Annotated in this window: 19 protein-coding genes; 3 read left to right on the top strand and 16 right to left on the bottom strand. The window is 44.3% G+C overall.

What is annotated here, in order from left to right:
- Nucleotides 1-163: 163 nt before the first annotated feature.
- Nucleotides 164-481 carry a hypothetical protein gene (locus ABWT76_RS29995; RefSeq protein WP_054470072.1) on the top strand — a complete coding sequence of 106 codons (318 nt, stop codon included), beginning with the start codon at nt 164-166 and terminating at the stop codon, nt 479-481.
- Between the two features lie 119 nt (nt 482-600).
- Here ABWT76_RS29995 and ABWT76_RS30000 read toward each other — a convergent pair whose 3' ends face one another.
- The 7 genes from ABWT76_RS30000 to topA form a co-directional block, all read right to left on the bottom strand.
- Complete coding sequence (locus ABWT76_RS30000; protein WP_054470071.1) at nt 601-1,539, bottom strand: exopolyphosphatase; 939 nt, start codon at nt 1,537-1,539, stop codon at nt 601-603.
- A 173-nt stretch (nt 1,540-1,712) separates the two neighbouring features.
- On the bottom strand, nt 1,713-2,807 hold the full coding sequence (locus tag ABWT76_RS30005) for a WD40 repeat domain-containing protein (RefSeq protein ID WP_054470070.1): 1,095 nt from the start codon (nt 2,805-2,807) through the stop codon (nt 1,713-1,715).
- Entirely contained in the window at nt 2,804-3,244 is a 441-nt protein-coding gene (locus tag ABWT76_RS30010; protein WP_054470069.1) for a heavy metal-responsive transcriptional regulator, read from the bottom strand. Before ABWT76_RS30010 ends, ABWT76_RS30005 begins: the two co-directional genes overlap by 4 nt.
- 99 nt (nt 3,245-3,343) lie before the next feature.
- Nucleotides 3,344-3,643, bottom strand: a complete 300-nt coding sequence (locus tag ABWT76_RS30015) for a hypothetical protein (protein WP_054470068.1) — start codon at nt 3,641-3,643, stop codon at nt 3,344-3,346.
- Nucleotides 3,644-4,054: 411 nt separating this feature from the next.
- Nucleotides 4,055-4,195 carry a hypothetical protein gene (locus tag ABWT76_RS30020; protein ID WP_156332112.1) on the bottom strand — a complete coding sequence of 47 codons (141 nt, stop codon included), beginning with the start codon at nt 4,193-4,195 and terminating at the stop codon, nt 4,055-4,057.
- Between the two features lie 98 nt (nt 4,196-4,293).
- Nucleotides 4,294-4,464, bottom strand: a complete 171-nt coding sequence (locus ABWT76_RS30025; RefSeq protein WP_156332111.1) for a chlorophyll a/b-binding protein — start codon at nt 4,462-4,464, stop codon at nt 4,294-4,296.
- Nucleotides 4,465-4,819: 355 nt separating this feature from the next.
- On the bottom strand, nt 4,820-7,483 hold the full coding sequence (gene topA, locus ABWT76_RS30030; protein WP_354635404.1) for a type I DNA topoisomerase: 2,664 nt from the start codon (nt 7,481-7,483) through the stop codon (nt 4,820-4,822).
- Nucleotides 7,484-7,870: 387 nt separating this feature from the next.
- On the opposite strand from topA, the gene ABWT76_RS30035 reads away from it, so the two are divergent.
- The gene (locus tag ABWT76_RS30035) at nt 7,871-9,469 is read left to right on the top strand and encodes an NAD(P)H-quinone oxidoreductase subunit N (protein ID WP_054470066.1); all 1,599 of its coding nucleotides are present in this window, start codon (nt 7,871-7,873) and stop codon (nt 9,467-9,469) included.
- A gap of 255 nt (nt 9,470-9,724) precedes the next feature.
- On the opposite strand, the gene groES is transcribed toward ABWT76_RS30035, so the two are convergent.
- The 7 genes from groES to ABWT76_RS30070 form a co-directional block, all read right to left on the bottom strand.
- Nucleotides 9,725-10,033, bottom strand: coding sequence for a co-chaperone GroES (gene groES, locus ABWT76_RS30040; protein ID WP_054470065.1), 309 nt, complete (start codon nt 10,031-10,033; stop codon nt 9,725-9,727).
- 508 nt (nt 10,034-10,541) lie between these two features.
- Nucleotides 10,542-10,775, bottom strand: a complete 234-nt coding sequence (locus ABWT76_RS30045; protein WP_054470064.1) for a sensor histidine kinase — start codon at nt 10,773-10,775, stop codon at nt 10,542-10,544.
- 36 nt (nt 10,776-10,811) lie between these two features.
- The gene (locus tag ABWT76_RS30050; RefSeq protein WP_054470063.1) at nt 10,812-11,126 is read right to left on the bottom strand and encodes a sensor histidine kinase; all 315 of its coding nucleotides are present in this window, start codon (nt 11,124-11,126) and stop codon (nt 10,812-10,814) included.
- 101 nt (nt 11,127-11,227) lie between these two features.
- The gene (locus ABWT76_RS30055; RefSeq protein WP_190880864.1) at nt 11,228-11,422 is read right to left on the bottom strand and encodes a hypothetical protein; all 195 of its coding nucleotides are present in this window, start codon (nt 11,420-11,422) and stop codon (nt 11,228-11,230) included.
- Nucleotides 11,423-11,536: 114 nt separating this feature from the next.
- Entirely contained in the window at nt 11,537-11,827 is a 291-nt protein-coding gene (locus ABWT76_RS30060) for a GAF domain-containing protein (RefSeq protein ID WP_354635405.1), read from the bottom strand.
- Entirely contained in the window at nt 11,758-12,162 is a 405-nt protein-coding gene (locus ABWT76_RS30065; RefSeq protein ID WP_354635406.1) for a GAF domain-containing protein, read from the bottom strand. Before ABWT76_RS30065 ends, ABWT76_RS30060 begins: the two co-directional genes overlap by 70 nt.
- 120 nt (nt 12,163-12,282) lie before the next feature.
- Nucleotides 12,283-12,696: a GAF domain-containing protein gene (locus ABWT76_RS30070; protein ID WP_054470060.1), complete on the bottom strand. Its 414-nt coding sequence runs from the start codon at nt 12,694-12,696 to the stop codon at nt 12,283-12,285.
- A gap of 746 nt (nt 12,697-13,442) precedes the next feature.
- On the opposite strand from ABWT76_RS30070, the gene ABWT76_RS30075 reads away from it, so the two are divergent.
- Nucleotides 13,443-14,510, top strand: coding sequence for a transposase (locus ABWT76_RS30075; protein WP_354635408.1), 1,068 nt, complete (start codon nt 13,443-13,445; stop codon nt 14,508-14,510).
- Nucleotides 14,511-14,693: 183 nt separating this feature from the next.
- On the opposite strand, the gene ABWT76_RS30080 is transcribed toward ABWT76_RS30075, so the two are convergent.
- The gene (locus tag ABWT76_RS30080) at nt 14,694-15,041 is read right to left on the bottom strand and encodes a GAF domain-containing protein (protein WP_054470188.1); all 348 of its coding nucleotides are present in this window, start codon (nt 15,039-15,041) and stop codon (nt 14,694-14,696) included.
- A gap of 526 nt (nt 15,042-15,567) precedes the next feature.
- Nucleotides 15,568-16,812, bottom strand: coding sequence for a helix-turn-helix domain-containing protein (locus tag ABWT76_RS30085; protein ID WP_354635409.1), 1,245 nt, complete (start codon nt 16,810-16,812; stop codon nt 15,568-15,570).
- Nucleotides 16,813-16,969 lie beyond the last annotated feature (157 nt).

A 16,969-nucleotide genomic window follows, 5' to 3' on the forward strand; every position in this document is an offset into this window, starting at 1 on the left:
ACTTCAACTAATTTGCATGATAAAACTGACGCCGAAATCCTAAATCGGGATTTCGCGAGGGGGAGCGATCCCCTATATAGAGTGTTTAAGCTTAAATTTGCTGCTCGATTAAGCAGAATTTTCATCGGAAAAACTATCGGAAAAACTAAAGGGGGTAACGCTAATGTTCAAAACAAACCAAAATCCCAAAATTATGGTGGTTGATTTAGCAGCAGGGGTGAAAGTTCAGACCGCGATCGCCTCTACCAACCAAGCGGCCCTAAGGTCTGGTTTCGCCGGATACCCAGCTAACCCTCGCTGGGGCGCCGTCAAATATCGGGCTTGGAAAACCGGACGAGAATTGCGAGAATCACTCCAAGAAGGCAAGCTGGTAGTGCGATCTTCTGACTCCATGCTCGTCGTAGCCAAATCACCCCAAAATATACCCCAACCAAAGTTTTTTCAACGAGTCAAAGTCGAAGCTGAACTCGCGATCGCTTAGACTTTTGTTAGATGTCATACCTGAAATCAAATCATTCAATTAAACTAGGAAAATTACGGGTTTTTGATGAGAAGAAACCCGTAATTTTCCTAGGCTGAATATTACACCGAATTCACCAATTAACCATCGGCGTTAATTTGCCGAATCAACTCTTCCTTCACCTCTTCCGCTTGGTCATTATCCACTTGGCAAGTTCCCGCATTGGCATGACCACCGCCGCCATATTTCAGCATTAATTTCCCGATATTTGTGTTGGAAGATCGGTTAAAAATTGACTTGCCAACGGCAAACACGGTATTTTGCTGTTTTAATCCCCACATCAGATGGATGGAAATATTGCACTGAGGATATAGCGCATAAATCATAAAGCGGTTTCCCGCATAAATGACCTCCTCATTTCTTAAATCTAAAATTACTAAATTTTTATAAACTTTTGAGCATCTTTTTAATTGTTCTTTAAAAGGCACGGATTGCTCAAAATAAAGTTCTATGCGTTCTTTAACGTCAGGTAGTGATAAAATTTGCTGAATGCTATGATTTTTGCAATATTCGATTAACTCCATCATTAATTGATAGTTAGAAATCCGGAAATTCTTAAATCGACCTAATCCGGTTCGGGCATCCATAATAAAGTTCAAAAGCACCCAATTTTCTGGGTCTAAAACTTCATGTTTTTCAAATTTAGCCGAATCGGATTTATCAACGGCCTCCATCATTTCATCAGAAATACTCGGAAAAGTTTCTTTACCGCCATAATAGTTGTAAACGACTCTGGCCGCTGAAGGGGCATTGGGTTCGATAATGTGATTATCTTGGATTTGTTCGTTTCTAATGGTTTCACTGGCGTGGTGGTCGAAGGCTAAATGGACGCCTTCTAAATAAGGTAAGTTAGTGGTAATATCCCGATCCGTGACTTCAATTTTTCCATCCTGCATATCTTTAGGATGAACAAATTTAATGTCATCAATCATGTCTAGTTCTTTTAAGAGAACCGCACAAACTAGACCATCAAAGTCACTCCGAGTGACTAATCGATATTTTCTGTCATTCGTAGACATAGAAAAACCTCTTGGCTATCAGGCCGAATTTAACTTCTATTGAAACTCATGTATTCTGATATGTCCAGGGCGATCGCGCCAATTCCGATCCGATCGCGACTCAAACCTGCAACAAGATCATGTTGCTCTCTCCTCTCTCCTCTCTCCTCTCTCCTCTCTGTTGAGCAGCCTAGTTAGTTAGAGGGAGTCCCGGAACTCCACCGCCAAATTTGAATCGTGTTATTGTCGCCCCCAGTAGCCAGCATGGTGCCATCAGGACTAAAAGCCACCGCTTGCACCGCATCCACCGTGGGAGAAATTCGGTGCAACAGTTCACCCGATCGCAAATTCCAGAGTTTCAGCCCATCCCGACTAGCACTGGCGAGGGTGTTACCATCAGGAGAGATCGCCAAAGTATGAATCGGGCCAAGATGCTCTCCCAAAGACCTCATTTCCCCAGTATCCATCTGCCACAATTTGATGCCTTGGTCATAACTACCACTGACTAAATATTCGCCATTGGGAGTAAATGCCAGCGCACTAATCGCATCCGTATGTCCTTTAAAACTGCCTTCATGGGGATTTGCACGGGGAACAAAACAGCCCAGAGTCTCGGTGCAGTCTGGTTGGGCATCCCAAAGAGTAATTTCGCCGTTTTTGCCCCCAGTAACTAACAGCCTGCCGCGAGGATCAACCGCCACGGAGTAAATCGGATTCAGCCGTAATAAAGTTTCAATAAATACCTGTTGCTGAAGATTCCAGATTTTCAGCCCATCTAACCCCCCACTAATTAAATTTTGGCCATTGGGAGTAATCGCCAAAGCCATCACATGAGACGAATGGGAAGCAAAAGTGCGGATTAACTGACGTTTTTCCAAATCCCAGAGATTAATCAGGGAGTCTTCCCCCCCACTGACTAAGGTTTTACCATCGGGGGCGATCGCCATTGACAAAACCCTCGCTTGATGTCCTTTCAACTGTCCCCGATGTTTGCCATTTCGCACAGTCCACAAATGAATAATCGGATCATTGCGACCCCCACCACTGATTAACATTTCGCCATTGGGAGTAAACACCAACGACTCAACCGCCGTTTTATGGCGACTTTCCAGAGTTCTGACTAGCTGGATATTCCCCCAAGCCGATTCCTGAGTCAATGTCTGAGGGGGGGAAGCATACAAAGGAAGTTGACCCAAGTAGATGGGGATTAAAGTACAAAACAAAGAAAAAGAAAACAGAATGAGTCTGTTGCGTCCGCTTCTGGTTTTCTTCTTCGGGTGCTGTGTCATTCGTTTGATTGAATATTAGGGCAAATTGTCCGGGCGATGCGGTCAGCACTGGGAAGGTCTTGCCAACCGGACAGCAAGCCTTGGAGTTCGCCGCGTAAGGTTTCTAAGGCTTCGATTTGGTCAGTAATTTCTGCTAACTTTTGCTGCACCAGTTGTTTAACTTCCCCGCAAGGCAACTGACCTTGGTCGTGAATATTTAAAATTGCTTTAATGTCATTCAAGCTTAACCCAAAAGATTGCGATCGCTTAATAAAAGCCAAACGATTGAGCACATGGTGGTCAAACAAACGATAGCCCGTTGCCGAGCGTTTGACCGTTGGTGCGAGTAAGCCAATTTCTTCGTAATAACGAATAGTTTTTACTGGCAAACCACTTTGATTGGCCACTTCGCCAATTTTTAAACGCTTTAAGCGCTCAACATCGGGGATTCTTAACATCGGGGATTAACGTGCAGTTCATTGGTCAATTTTCCAGCTTCCTCACGCCCATCACGAGAAATTACTTGGTTGATTGCTTGGGATTAAACTCGGCGGAAACTAAAAATTGGGTGGATGTTTTTTCTGCGCCATTAACATCGGCATTTGCGGTCGAGAAGAACTCGGTGGCAGATAACGTTCTGGCACTTCTTCTGGGATTTCTTCCGGCTCATTGCGGAGAATTTGCCATAAGCGTAAAAATAGCGCTAACCCGACGAGACTCAAGCCAAAACCAAATAAAGACCCGCTATTTTCCACTCCACCAATCACGGCATCTACCGCCCCCACCGTAACAATAAAACTAGAGAGGGGCTCTTGACGGTAGGCTGACTTAATAAATCTAAACAAAGCAGCGTTCATCACAGACTTTCGCCTTCCTATTTCTTTCTAAATTGATAAATTCGGTTTCTGGTCATCAGGAATAAATTCTTAATTGATTTATCCTGGAATAGAAACCTAAACGGTTGATGGTTTTCTTGGCAGACTGTCCAGAATCCTTAAACAAGGGAGTTCTGCTATTCTGGGGTTCCATTGGCTCACGGTCAAGATTGACTGGGGAATGGAACCGAAACAAATCTTATCGGCATATTTCTGGATTTGCTACATATACTTCAGGGATTCTGAGCAAAGTTTTTGCGCGATCCCTTTAATCTTAGCAGAACTTTTTCCGGTAATTAACGAAATCATAGCGTTATGACCAGAAGGAGTAGGTAAAGACTCTCCGGGGAGCATTTTAATCTTTCGAGCAATAATCGAGCAATAATATTTAATTTACATTTCCGTGACTGATGTTCCAGGAATTATCGGCATTAGCATACAAGCAAAGGTTTTTAATTTCTGGCAAAAGCGGATTTGATGGGAGGCGATCGCCTCCCATATCCCCGGCAATAAGCTTTTGCTGTTTCCTGTCATCACATCCTCAAGACTCAAAAGAGAATCTACAGGTTTCTGGCTGAGGCATTCGACCAGGAGAAGGCAGACCCTTCTCCTGAATCTAATCTATCCGGCAATTAGTTTAAACCCAGCCAAGACAGGACACCTTGACCTGTCAGATACTCGATGACTACAGTCAAAACAAAGCCAATCATCGCCGCTCGACCGTTCAAGCGTTCGGCATAATCGTTAAAGCCAAATTTTGGATCGGCCAATTTGGGAGTGGTAGTGGGTTGGGGTTGTGTCATGGTGCTTTGATAATTTGATAAATTTACAAATCTTTACGTTTTCCTGTAATCCATTGTAAATACCAGGTGGCCAACGTCAACTACTTTTGACCAAAAGAAGGGCAGGGAGTGGGGGTGCGGGGGGGCAGGGGTGCAGGGGAAGCCGCCGTCGTGTAGGGTGTAGGGTGTAGGGTGTAGGGTGTAGGGGAAGAGAGGATGCATAGGATGCATAGGATGCATAGGATGCATAGGATGCATAGGATGCATAGGATGCATAGGAAAATTCTCTATTCTCTTTTCTCTATTCTCTTTTCTCTCTTCCCCCCACACCGATGGCGGCCGATGGCGGCCGATGGCGGCCCCACAGTCCCCAGCGCTAACCCGATGCTTTCTTCCGGGTGGTGGACTTGGAGGTGGACTTGGAGGTGGACTTGGTGGTGGACTTGCTCTTACCTTTACCGTTGTTGGCTTTGGAGGTTGCCCCCTTGCTGGCCAATAACTTGCTGGCCAATAATTCCACCGCTTGAGCCAGGGTTACATTTTCCATCGGTTGATCTTTCGGGATAGAAACATTGGTTTTCCCGTGGTTGATATAGGCACCATAAGAGCCGTCATAGATATTCACGGGTTCCCCGTCCGCAGGATGTTCTCCCAGTTCCCGCAAAGGTTTTTTGCTGGTGCTGGTTTTGCTGTTTTTACTCCGTTTTGGCTCCGCCAAGAGTTCTAAAGCGCGGCTGAGGTCAATGGTTAAGACATCATCTCCGGCTTTGAGGGAGCGATAATCTTTGCCTTCTTTTCCTTGGTCGTGAACGACATAAGGGCCAAATCTGCCCAATGCCGCTGTAATTTTGGCGCCAGTTTCCGGATGATCGCCCAGATGTCGGGGGAGAGACAGTAAATTCAAGGCATCTTCCAGGGTTAGGTTTTCCACAGTCATACCTTTGGGCAAAGAACTGCGCTTGGGTTTTTTGTTTTCCTCACTGGCTTCCCCAAGTTGCACATAAGGCCCATACTTGCCCAGCATCACATAGACGGGTAAGCCGGTGGTGGGGTCAATGCCCAATTGTTCGGGGCCGGTGGTTTTTTGCCGCAGCAATATCTCAATTTGTTCAGGATTGAGGTCAGCGGGGGTTAATTCATGGGGCAGTGAAGCGGTGACGACGCCATCGCCATTTTCGGCCTCGATGTAAGGCCCGTAACGACCAATGCGGACTTTGGCATTGATGCTTTCTAGTTCGACGGTGCGAGCGCTTTGGGGTTCTATCTGGTCTTCTTGTTGTTTGACTTGGGTGGATAGTCCCTGTTCACCACAGTAAAATTCCCGCAAGTAGGGCACCCAGTCGGCCAGCCCGGTAGAAATTTCGTCTAGAGTTTGTTCCATGCGGGCGGTGAATTTGGTATCGACTAATTCGGGAAAATATTTTTCCAGCAAATTTGTCACCGCAAAGGCGGTGAAGGTGGGGACTAGGGCGTTGTTTTTCAGTTGGGCATAGCCTCTGTCGATGATGGTGCCGATGATGCTGGCGTAGGTACTGGGACGACCAATGCCTTCGCTTTCTAGGGTTTTGACCAGGGCGGCTTCGGTGTAACGGGCGGGGGGCTGGGTTTCATGCCCGATCGCCTCTAAGTTTTGGCACTCTGGGCGATCGCCCACTTTCAGGCTGGGCAAAATGATTTCCTGATTTTCTAACGCCGCATCCGGGTCATCGGATCCTTCCACATAAGCCCGCAAAAAGCCGGGAAAAGAAATCCGTTTTCCCGTGGCGCGAAATACCGCGTCATCAACTTGTAAATCAACGGTGACAAAGGTTTGGCGAGCATCGGCCATTTGAGAGGCTACGGTACGCTTCCAAATTAAGTCATAGAGTTTCAGTTCGCGATCGCTCAACCCTGTCTCCTGGGGAGTGCGGAAATAGCTGCCCGCAGGACGGATGGCTTCGTGGGCTTCTTGGGCGCCTTTGGTATTAGTAGCGTATTGCCGAGGTTTAGGACTGAGATATTCTTTACCGTATTTTTGTTGGACACAATCGCGGGCAGCCGCGATCGCTTGTTCCGATAGATGCACGGAATCTGTCCGCATATAAGTAATATAACCCTGCTCATATAAATTCTGGGCTGTCCGCATGGTTTCCCTGGCGGAAAGCCTGAGTTTGCGGTTGGCCTCTTGTTGCAAGGTAGAAGTAGTAAACGGCGGCGACGGCTTGCGGATCGTCGGTCGTTCTTCCACATTAATCACCGTCCAAGGCTTTTGGCTCAGTCGGGCTTGCAAATCTAAAGCTTCCTGTTCATTCAGCAGCACCACCTGACGGCCTGCGGCAATTTGGCCGGTCGCTTCATCAAAATCGCTACCCGTGGCAAGTTTCGTCCCTTTCAGGCTGATTAACTTGGCCTCAAACGGACTATTTGCTTGCACCATATTGGCTTTTAAGTCCCAGTAGGTTCCCTGGCGAAAGGCCAACCGTTGCCGTTCACGCACCACCAGCAACCGGACCGATACCGATTGCACCCGGCCTGCGGACAAGCCACTGGTAATTTTTTTCCAGAGTAACGGAGAGAGGGTATAACCCACGAGGCGATCGAGAATGCGCCTGGTTTCTTGAGCATGAACCAGTTGATCGTCGATGTCTCGACAATTTTTCAGGGCTTCCCGGATAGCCTCTTGGGTGATCTCGTGAAACACCATTCGCTTGACCGGGACTTTCGGCTGGAGTAGCTGGAGTAAATGCCAGCTAATACTCTCTCCTTCTCGGTCTTCGTCCGTGGCCAGAATCAATTCTGACGCACCTTTGAGGGCTTCTTTGAGTTCTTTGACGATTTTCTTTTTGTCTTTGGGAACCACATAAATGGGTTCAAAATCACCATCCACATTCACCCCAAGCGCTGCCCAGGGTTGACCTTTCACTGAGGCGGGAATTTCGCTTGCGGACTGGGGAAGATCCCGGACGTGCCCCATAGAAGCCTCCACCACATAATCCGAGGGGAGGTAATTGCGAATGGTACGAGCTTTGGTGGGAGATTCCACAATGACCAGCTTTGACATGGCTCTTTTTTTTCGCGAACAATAGCTATATTAGTAAAACCGACAATCGACAAGCCCGATCAGGCATCTAGGTTAAATTCATAGTGAATGAGTGCTTTGACGATGGCGGGTTTGCCTCTTCCTATTACTTATATATATCGATTTGTCTTGACCACGAACTACACCCTAACTTAATTTATCCACGCTTGACCGTTGAAGATTAACCGAAATCCAGGGAAAAATTCAATGATTTCACCGCCAAAATCCAATGTAAAGTATTTTTAACAGTCTGATTGGATGCCGTTGGGCGCATGAAGCGAAGCTATCGCTTCAGCGAATCGCAGTTCATATGCTCGAACTGACAACGCTCAAGGCTACCTAAAGACAGTTCCACCTAATTTACAGACTATGGACTTTGCTAATCTTGCTGCCGAATTGAATACCGGGGCGATCTTGCCAGAGGGAATTGTCATTGTCACCCTCGTTGTGGTAGCGATCGCGGATCTCATTGTCGGGCGGTCTTCTCCTTTTAATGAGACTAGCAACGCCTCGCGCTCCTGGATTCCTTATATCGCGATCGCCGGTTTATTGGCCACGGAGGTCGCCCTGTACTATCAATGGGATAGTACCACTCCCACAGCCTTTTTAGGGGCTTTTAATGGCGATGCCCTCAGTGTCGTCTTTAGAGGCATCATTGCTTTATCCACGGCGGTGACAATTCTGATGTCCATTCGCTATGTGAATGAATCAGGCACCGCTTTGGCGGAGTTTATTATGATTTTACTCACCGCCACCATTGGGGCAATGTTCCTCTGTGCTGCCAATGAACTGGTGATGATCTTTATCTCCTTGGAAACCCTGAGTATCTCCTCTTATCTGTTAACGGGATACATGAAACGGGATCCTCGTTCCAACGAAGCGGCTTTAAAATATTTGCTGATTGGCGCTTCGGCATCGGCGGTTTTCCTCTATGGCACCTCCTTGCTTTATGGCTTGTCCGGTGGCGAAACCAACCTGGAAGCGATCGCCGCTGGTTTAGCCAAAGGCAACACGGGAGAGTCGATTACGTTGCTCATTGCTTTGGTATTTGCGATCGCCGGGATTTCCTTTAAAATTTCGGCGGTGCCTTTCCACCAATGGACTCCAGACGTTTATGAAGGTTCGCCCACACCCGTGGTCGCATTTTTGTCCGTCGGTTCCAAAGCTGCTGGATTTGCCCTCGCCATTCGTCTGCTGGTAATTGCATTCCCCTTGGTCAGCGAACAATGGCATTTTGTCTTCACTGCTTTAGCCATTCTCAGTATGATTTTGGGCAATGCGGTGGCGATCGCTCAAACCAGCCTCAAACGGATGCTGGCCTATTCTTCCATCGGTCAAGCCGGATTTGTGATGATTGGTTTAGTCGCCAATACCGACGCCGGTTATGCCAGCATGGTCTTCTACTTGCTGGTTTACCTGTTTATGAACCTAGGGGCATTCACTTGCTTAATCCTGTTCACTCTACAAACGGGTACTGACCAAATTAGTGAGTACGCTGGACTCTATCAAAAAGACCCTTTGCTCACCCTGGCATTAAGTATTTGCTTACTGTCTTTAGGCGGGATTCCTCCCTTAGCTGGATTCTTTGGTAAACTCTACATTTTCTGGGCAGGTTGGCAAGCCGGACTTTATGGCTTAGTCTTAGTCGGTTTAATCACCAGTGTCATCTCGATTTACTACTACATTCGAGTAGTGAAAATGATGGTGGTTAAAGAACCCCAGGAAATGTCAGAATCCGTGAAAAAATATCCCGAAATCCGCTGGACTTTACCCGGAATGCGGCCTTTACAAGTGGGAATTATTCTGACTTTAGTGGCCACATCTTTAGCCGGAATTCTGTCTAATCCCTTGTTCACCTTTGTCAATGACTCGGTGACTCGGACAGAAATGTTGCAATCTTCGATTCAAACTGAATCCGTAGCGACTTTGCTGCCCCAGTCTCCTCTCTCTTTATCTGCCAAAAATTAGAGCAGATTACTGGTAATAAATTACCAAAAATAAATTAAATTACCAGAAATCAATTCACAAAAACAAAAATGCCTGACTCAAAGCGTCAGGCATTTTGATTTTTGGTAATTTGTTGTTTTGGGGGTGAGAGTGGGCATTGCCCACCGATTCACCAATTCATCATAAGCGGGATGTGAATCCTTAATTGGGCTAATTGATGCCTAATTGATGCCTAATTGATGCCTAATTGACGCCTAATTGATGCCTAATTGATGCCTAAGCAACCGTTGCTAAAATATCTCTTTCAGTCAACAAAATATATTCTTCATTGCCCATTTTTATGTCAGTACCCGCGTACTTAGAATAGAGAACTTTATCCCCAATTTTGACATCAAGGGGAATGCGCTTACCATTTTTATCAACTTTTCCAGAACCCACCGCGACGACTTCTCCGAGTTGTGGTTTCTCTTTGGCGGTATCAGGCAACAGAATTCCTCCGGCGGTTTTTTCTTCAGAAGCGCTGATTTTCACAAATACGCGATCGCCGAGCGGTTGAACCGTGGAAATATTGATGCTAACGGCCATAAAATTCACCTTTCAACTTAATCGTAAAGAGCAATAGTTTTTCTAATTTATCTTACTAAATTAAGGCGCGATCGCCACTTTTTTAACTGTACGGTTTACCGAACCGGAAATCTGGGGGGAGGTGCGGAGGGGCGGGGGTGCGGAGGGGCGGGGGTGCGGGGTGTGGGGGGGGAAAGTGAAAAGTGATGCATTGAAAAGTGAAAAGTCGTAGGGGCGTCCTTGGGAAGCATAATCCGTCAGGCTATATGGCCAGGCCATTCGCCCTTACAAAAGAAATATCACTATTCACTATTCACTATTCACTATTCACTCTTCGCGGAGGAGCGGGGGTGCAGGGGTGCAGGGGTGCAGAACCAAAGAATCCCTACCCAAAGAATCCCTACCCAAAGAATCCCTACCCAAAGAATCCCTACCCAACAAACAACAAACAACAAACAACAAACAACAACCAAAGAATCCCTACCCAAAGAATCCCTACCCAAAGAATCCCTACCCAACAACCAACAAATTATTGATTAATTGGCAGAGTAATCTTAAACTCAGTTCCGGCAACCAATCTGGAACATTCAAGCTTACCCCGATTTTTTTCGACAATAATCTGATAGCTAACCGAAAGACCTAACCCGGTGCCCTTGCCTAGCCTTTTAGTCGTAAAAAACGGATCGAAAATTTGCGGTAGGACGGATTCAGCAATGCCACAACCATTATCACGAATCCGAATCAACGCTTGATTATTTATCAATTTTGTGGTAGTATAAAGCGTGGAATTATCTACATTTTATACTGCATCAATTGCGTTACTAATAATATTCATAAAAACCTGATTTAATTGCGCCCCATGACATTCTAACTTGGGTAAATATCCGTAGTTTTTCTCCACGATAATTTCCCGCCATTCCTCAGACTTTAGGCGATGCTGCAAAATTAACAGGGTGCTATCAATGCCTTGATGAATATCTACAGCTTTCATTTCTGCTTCATCATGGCGAGCAAAGGTTCGCAATGAGAGCACAATTTGCCAAATCCGTTCCGTTCCCGTTTTCATCGAAGCGAGGGCTTCTGGTAAATCGTGACTAATAAAATTCAGATCCACCTCTTCTATTTTTTATAATATTTCGGCGGCTGGTTCGGGATAATGTGATTGATAAAGTTGTACCAATTCTAATAAATATTGATCATAATCACCAATATAACCTAGATTGCCATGAAATTAATCGGGTGATTAATTTCATGGGCAAACCCCGCGACCAACTGCCCCAAAGAAGCCATTTTTTCACTTTGAATCATTTGGGTTTGAGTTTTTTGCAAGTTCTGGAGAGTCTCGGTCAGTTCGATCGCTTGCCGACGGGTTTGTTCCAACAATTCCGCTTGTTGAATAGCAATTCCCAATTGTACCACCAATTGATCTAATAAGTTAATTTATTGATGGTGCAAATAACTCGCTTGCGAGGTTTTATAAGCGACTAAAAAACATTTTTTTATTTTAAAATTGGCAAAAATGTTTTATTTATTTATAGAATATTGACATTTTCCTGATTGATTAATTTTTACCCAGTCTTGTTCAAACGCAAATGTTTTGACAGGTTGTGTAGTGAAACCATCAACAATAGAATCGGCGACAAATTCCCCACTCCAATCAGGATAAAAGCGATAGATGGCCACTCGTTCGACTTCTAATAATCGCCGGACTTCTTGGGTGGTAGTTTGAAAAATTGTATTAATATCTAAAAAAGATTGGCGAATTTTGTCAATGGTGGTGGCAAGCGATCGCAGCCTTTCAGCCGCCTTTGCCAATTGTGCCGCTTGATTCTGCACTTGATTTCGTAGTCTGTTTGTTGCAATGCCACCCCAAGCTGACTGGCAATTTGGGACAGCACTTCCACCTCTTCTTCTTGCCATTCACGGCAACCAGAGTTTTGATAAGCCGCTAATAATCCCCAGATTTTTGTCCCCTGGTAAATGCCTACAATCACATAAGCTTTCGCCTGCATACTTTCGATCACTTGCAAATAGCAAGTAGTAAAACCTGCTTGGTAGATATTATTACAAGTGCGGAATGCTTGTCCTTGGACAAAAAGTCCCCCTTGGGTTTTTTGTAAATAAGTATCCGTTGAGGTTAATTTCGCCAAAGATTTCAGGGTGGAGTCACTAATATTTCTAATCTTATCCGTTAACCGGGGCGGTTCGACTTGTTGATGTAATAATGAAATCCATTCTGGGGCGACGGACTCGGAAACACAAGCCCCACTTCAATCAGGATTAAACCGATAGATGATTACTCGGTCAGCTTGCAGCAATTTTTGCACTTCTTCGGTGGTGGTGCAAAAAATCGTTTCAATGTCCAATGACCCCCGAATTTTATCCACTATGGCCGCTAAAATTTTCTGGCGTTCGATCATTCTTTCCCGTTCAGCGGCTTTGGCTAATTGTGCCGATTGGGCTTGCACTTGTTTGAGGTACTCTAATTGTTGCAGGGCTAGGGTCAATTGTGAGCCAATTTGAGGGAGTAAATCGATTTCATCTTCTTGCCAATGTCGGGGGGCAGAGTTTTGATAAGCGGCTAACAATCCCCAGAGGTTTTCTCCCTGAAATAAGGGGACAATTACATAAGCTTTGGCTTGAAATTGTTCTAAGAGTTGAATCTGGCAATCCGCATGACCCACTTGGTAGATGTCATCAACGGCTTCTCATTGTTGGCATATCTGCCCCCTTTGGTTTCTTGTAAGTGGGTGTCTTCAATGATGGGCAATGTTCCCACTAAGGGTTATTCAACAGTGTAAGTTTTGTTAACAGATGCTCATGTATGCTTTCAGGAGATGGCATACATACCACTCAGGAAAGCGGTCGAATTTCTGGGTGTACATCCCAAAACCGGAGCGAAAAAACGCTGATGAAAAGAAGATCAAAAACATCAAAAACACCGCCTACCAAAAACTCTATGATGTCGAATCATCGGTGCGGGATACAGTTGGAGCTACCACGGCTTGCTACTGCCGAGTTAGTTCAACAAAACAACGATCTCACCTCGACAGACAAGTTGCCTATATGTAATCAATCTACCCAGACGCAGAAATTATCCGAGATATCGGCTTTAGATCGGGGCTTAATTTCAAACGCAAAGGGTTGCTTTGGTTACTGGTCAGACTTATGCGAGGCGATTAGCTCACAGTTATTTTTGCCTGTCGTGACAGATTGTGTCGAAAAGGATTTGAATTATTCGAGTTTATGGCACAACAAAACGGTAGAGGCATCGTGGTTTAAGAAAACTCTGTAAAATGTCCAGAAGCCCAACTCACAGCCGATATTCTCTCCATCCCTCACGTCTTTTATTGTCGGATACACGGATTCAGAAGCTACAGTAAGAAAATCAAGGAAGCTCCGAATCTATCTAAACCCAGAACAAAAAAAATTGCTTAAACAATGGTTCGGAGTTAGTAGATTTGTCTACAACGAAACCATTAAATATTTGCAGCAGCCCGATACAAAAGCTAACTGGATGGCGATTAAAACAGGAATCTTGAATGGATTACCTGAATGGGCTAAACCTGTTCCTTATCAAATTAAATCAATCGCCATCAAAGATGCTTGTTTAGCCGTTAAAGCCGCTAAACAAGGGTTTAAGGCAGATGGCAAGATTCGTCAATGCAAATTTCGGAGTCGTAAAGACGTAAAGCAATCAATCTATATACCTAAATCAGCGATTAAAGATTGTGGGATTTACCACAGTATATTGGGAAAGGGTAAATTCAAAGAGTCACTACCCGAGAATTTTAGCGATGGTCGATTAACACTAACTTACGGTGAGTATTACTTGACTATCTCGACAGAAGTGCAACAACTAAATTCCGAGAATCAAGGGAGAGTTGTTGCCTTAGCTCCTGGTGTCCGCACGTTTATGACATTTTTTTCGGAAACATCTTTTGGTTGGCTAGGCAAAGATTCTAACTTACACATTCAGAAATTGTGTTTCAAATTAGACAAATTAGTGTCTCGACTATCAAAAGCCAAGTGTAAACAGAAAAGAAATCTCAAAAAAGCCGCGAGTAGACTTGGTTGTAAAATCAAGAACTTAGTCAAGGAATTGCATTATAAGACAGCTAGATTTTTAGTAGAAAACTTTGATGTGATTTTCCACCCAACATTTGAAACATCACAGATGGTTTCTAAGTCAAGACGTAAAAGAAACAAATCTGTCAGGCTTATGCTAACTCTAAGTCATTATGAGTTTAAGCAATTTCTGAAATGGAAGGCTTGGGAAAACCACAAAATTGTGATTGATTGCAACGAAGCCTACACTTCTAAAACGGTGTCATGGACCGGTGAAATTATCAATAATTTGGGTGGGGCAAAAACGATTAAATCGAATTCCACCCAATTAAAGATGGACAGGGATTTAAATGGTGCGCGAGGGATCTTTCTTCGTGCATTGGTTGATACGCCTTGGTTGAGAGAGTATCTCAACTTATGTGTTTGTTAGCAAATGTTAGCAAAAAAGTATCGGTACACAGCCTTCCGCCATTGATTCAGCGACAAAGGTGACCGTCCAGTCCGGTAAAAATTGATAAATGGCCACCCGGTCGGCGTTGAGGAGTTGGAGGAGTTGTCGGACTTCGGCGGTGGCGATCGCAAAAATTTCTCGATATCTAATAGCTGGCGAATTTTATCGATAATTCGGGCAACAATTTTCTGGGGATAAGCCGGCTTTTCTCTTTCCCCCCAAAGCGGATGGCCAATTTTCCCCCACATCTTCCGAAACAAATTCTCCCTCCCAGTTTCTTTGCGGATCCAAGCAAAAGACGGCGACGCGATCGCACTTGAGTAGTTGCCGCACTTCCTTAGCGGTGGTGGTGAAGATGACGCCTAAATCCAGGGATTGACGAATGCGGGCGATCGCTCTGGCTAACGCTTTTTGCTGGTTTAATTCTTGTTGAATCCCTGGGACTTTCCGGTCATCGGTGTTAACTGAATTTGCTTTCTCTTGCGCTTCAGGGCTTAAATTGGCTGACATGGCGGTGTTTGATTAAGTTTGATTAACTAAAATCTTATGATAGAAATTCTTAAGCATGAATCAATTTCCTTTAAAATCTCTACATGGGTCTATTGTTTCTGGTATTTTGCTATAATACCCTTTCCCTAAAGATGTTTCCGCCAATGTTTCCGCCAATGTTTTCGCCAATGTTTTCGCCAATGTTTTCGCCAAGGAACTTTCCCAAATATCTGGCATGAGATAAAAACTAAAATCCCTTCGACTTCTGATTGACCTGTTGGCGGGTCTAAGCAAAGTCGAAGAGACAAATACAATTTACTAAGTAATTTTTAATAAAAAATTAGCAATAACTTACCAATTAACTTAGCAATAATTTATTCATCAATCCCGTTGAATTGCCCTGAGAGGATATCGCCCGGCGATCGCCCGGCGATCATTATCATTATTTAAAATGCAGCTTTGATACTCCCATGTTGAATCAGGTGTCAGATAACTTTAATGTTTTTCGGTTTTTTCCGTTTTTTCCGGTTTTGACTAAAATTAAGCTTCATAAAGTTTCCGGGGGAGAAATACTTAAATTAGCGGTGATGTTTTTTTCTGGGGCGATTAATTCAGGACTAGATTTTTGCTGACATTTTTCTGGGTTAGGGTTGATAGGTAAATATTCCATGTTTTTTTGTTTGTCTTCTGGTAAATTTGTGGAAGCATCGCTTTGATTGTCAATAAAATGAAGCATTCCAAATGCACTAGCAATTAATGATATATAGACCCATATAAGGTGCATATAATTTAAGTAAATTTTTGGCTGAGTCTGCTCTCTATATGAGTGGGAATTGCCCGGTATTTTTATATTGATATTTCCACCGGGATGGGGAGGGGTATTGAGAAAATAATTGGCGAGGCGATCGCCATCTAAACCCACTGCCTGACCCAGACGACGGATATACCCTTGCAGGTAAATGGGTTCCGGTAGTTTCTCTAAACAGCCATTTTCTATCGCTTCAATTTTACTACTGAGAATCGCAGTTTTTACATTTAGCTGGGCAATACTGATGGATTTTGCTAAACGCGCTGCCCTAATTTGACGGCCAATGTCTTGTAAACGTTGTTGCTGTGCTTGTTGCAAATCAATTTTAAGACTTTTTGCATCTATTTTTTGATGATTTACTGAATTGCCTTCACTAATATTCTCTAAATAATGAGTTATTTTTGTCCCCAATTCCTTGGCTTCTTCTAGAAAATCATGCAACTTAGTTTTCCGCTTTAATTCCGGTGATTCAGCGATCGCATCAGCAACTTGAGGCGATGCTGGATCCAGTAGTGCTTGAGTTTCTTCAACCGGGGATTCAACCGGGGATTCAATAGTGGATTCAACCGGGGATTCAATAGTGGATTCAACCGGGGATTCAATAGTGGATTCAACCGGGGATTCAATAGTGGATTCAACCGGGGATTCAACCTTGACAGAATTGAGATTATCTGAAGTCATTTGTGCGGTTTCAGGGTTGTTTAGCGATGGGTTTGAGAGTTCACCGGGTTGTGTAGTTAAGGATTGTCTATGAAATTCTGGGATAGTTAGAAATCGTTGAAAGGCAACTCTAATCACGGAACGAGTAACTTTTTTCAGCAGAGAATCTGTATTTCTTTTTTGGGATTTTTTCTCTAATGTGGCTAAAGCATGACAGTAAATTGGACTGGCATAAACTTCCGCTTCAATTTCCGTGACCAAGGATATCATAAGATTTAGACTAATCGTTGATGAAAAAATATAAGTTGATTGGGTTGAATGCATGGTTGCTGCCTCCAGAGGGGTTTTCCTCAAAATATGATGAGTGTTCTGATGATGAGTGTTCTGATGATGGTAGATAACTGATGAAGAATATAATTAACGCATTAATCGGATGCAGACCCATTCATCAGTTTAACGCTGGTGAAAATTCAAGTCATTT

Origin of the sequence: Planktothricoides raciborskii GIHE-MW2 (assembly GCF_040564635.1) — a bacterium.
GTDB classification, from domain to species: Bacteria; Cyanobacteriota; Cyanobacteriia; order Cyanobacteriales; family Laspinemataceae; genus Planktothricoides; species Planktothricoides raciborskii.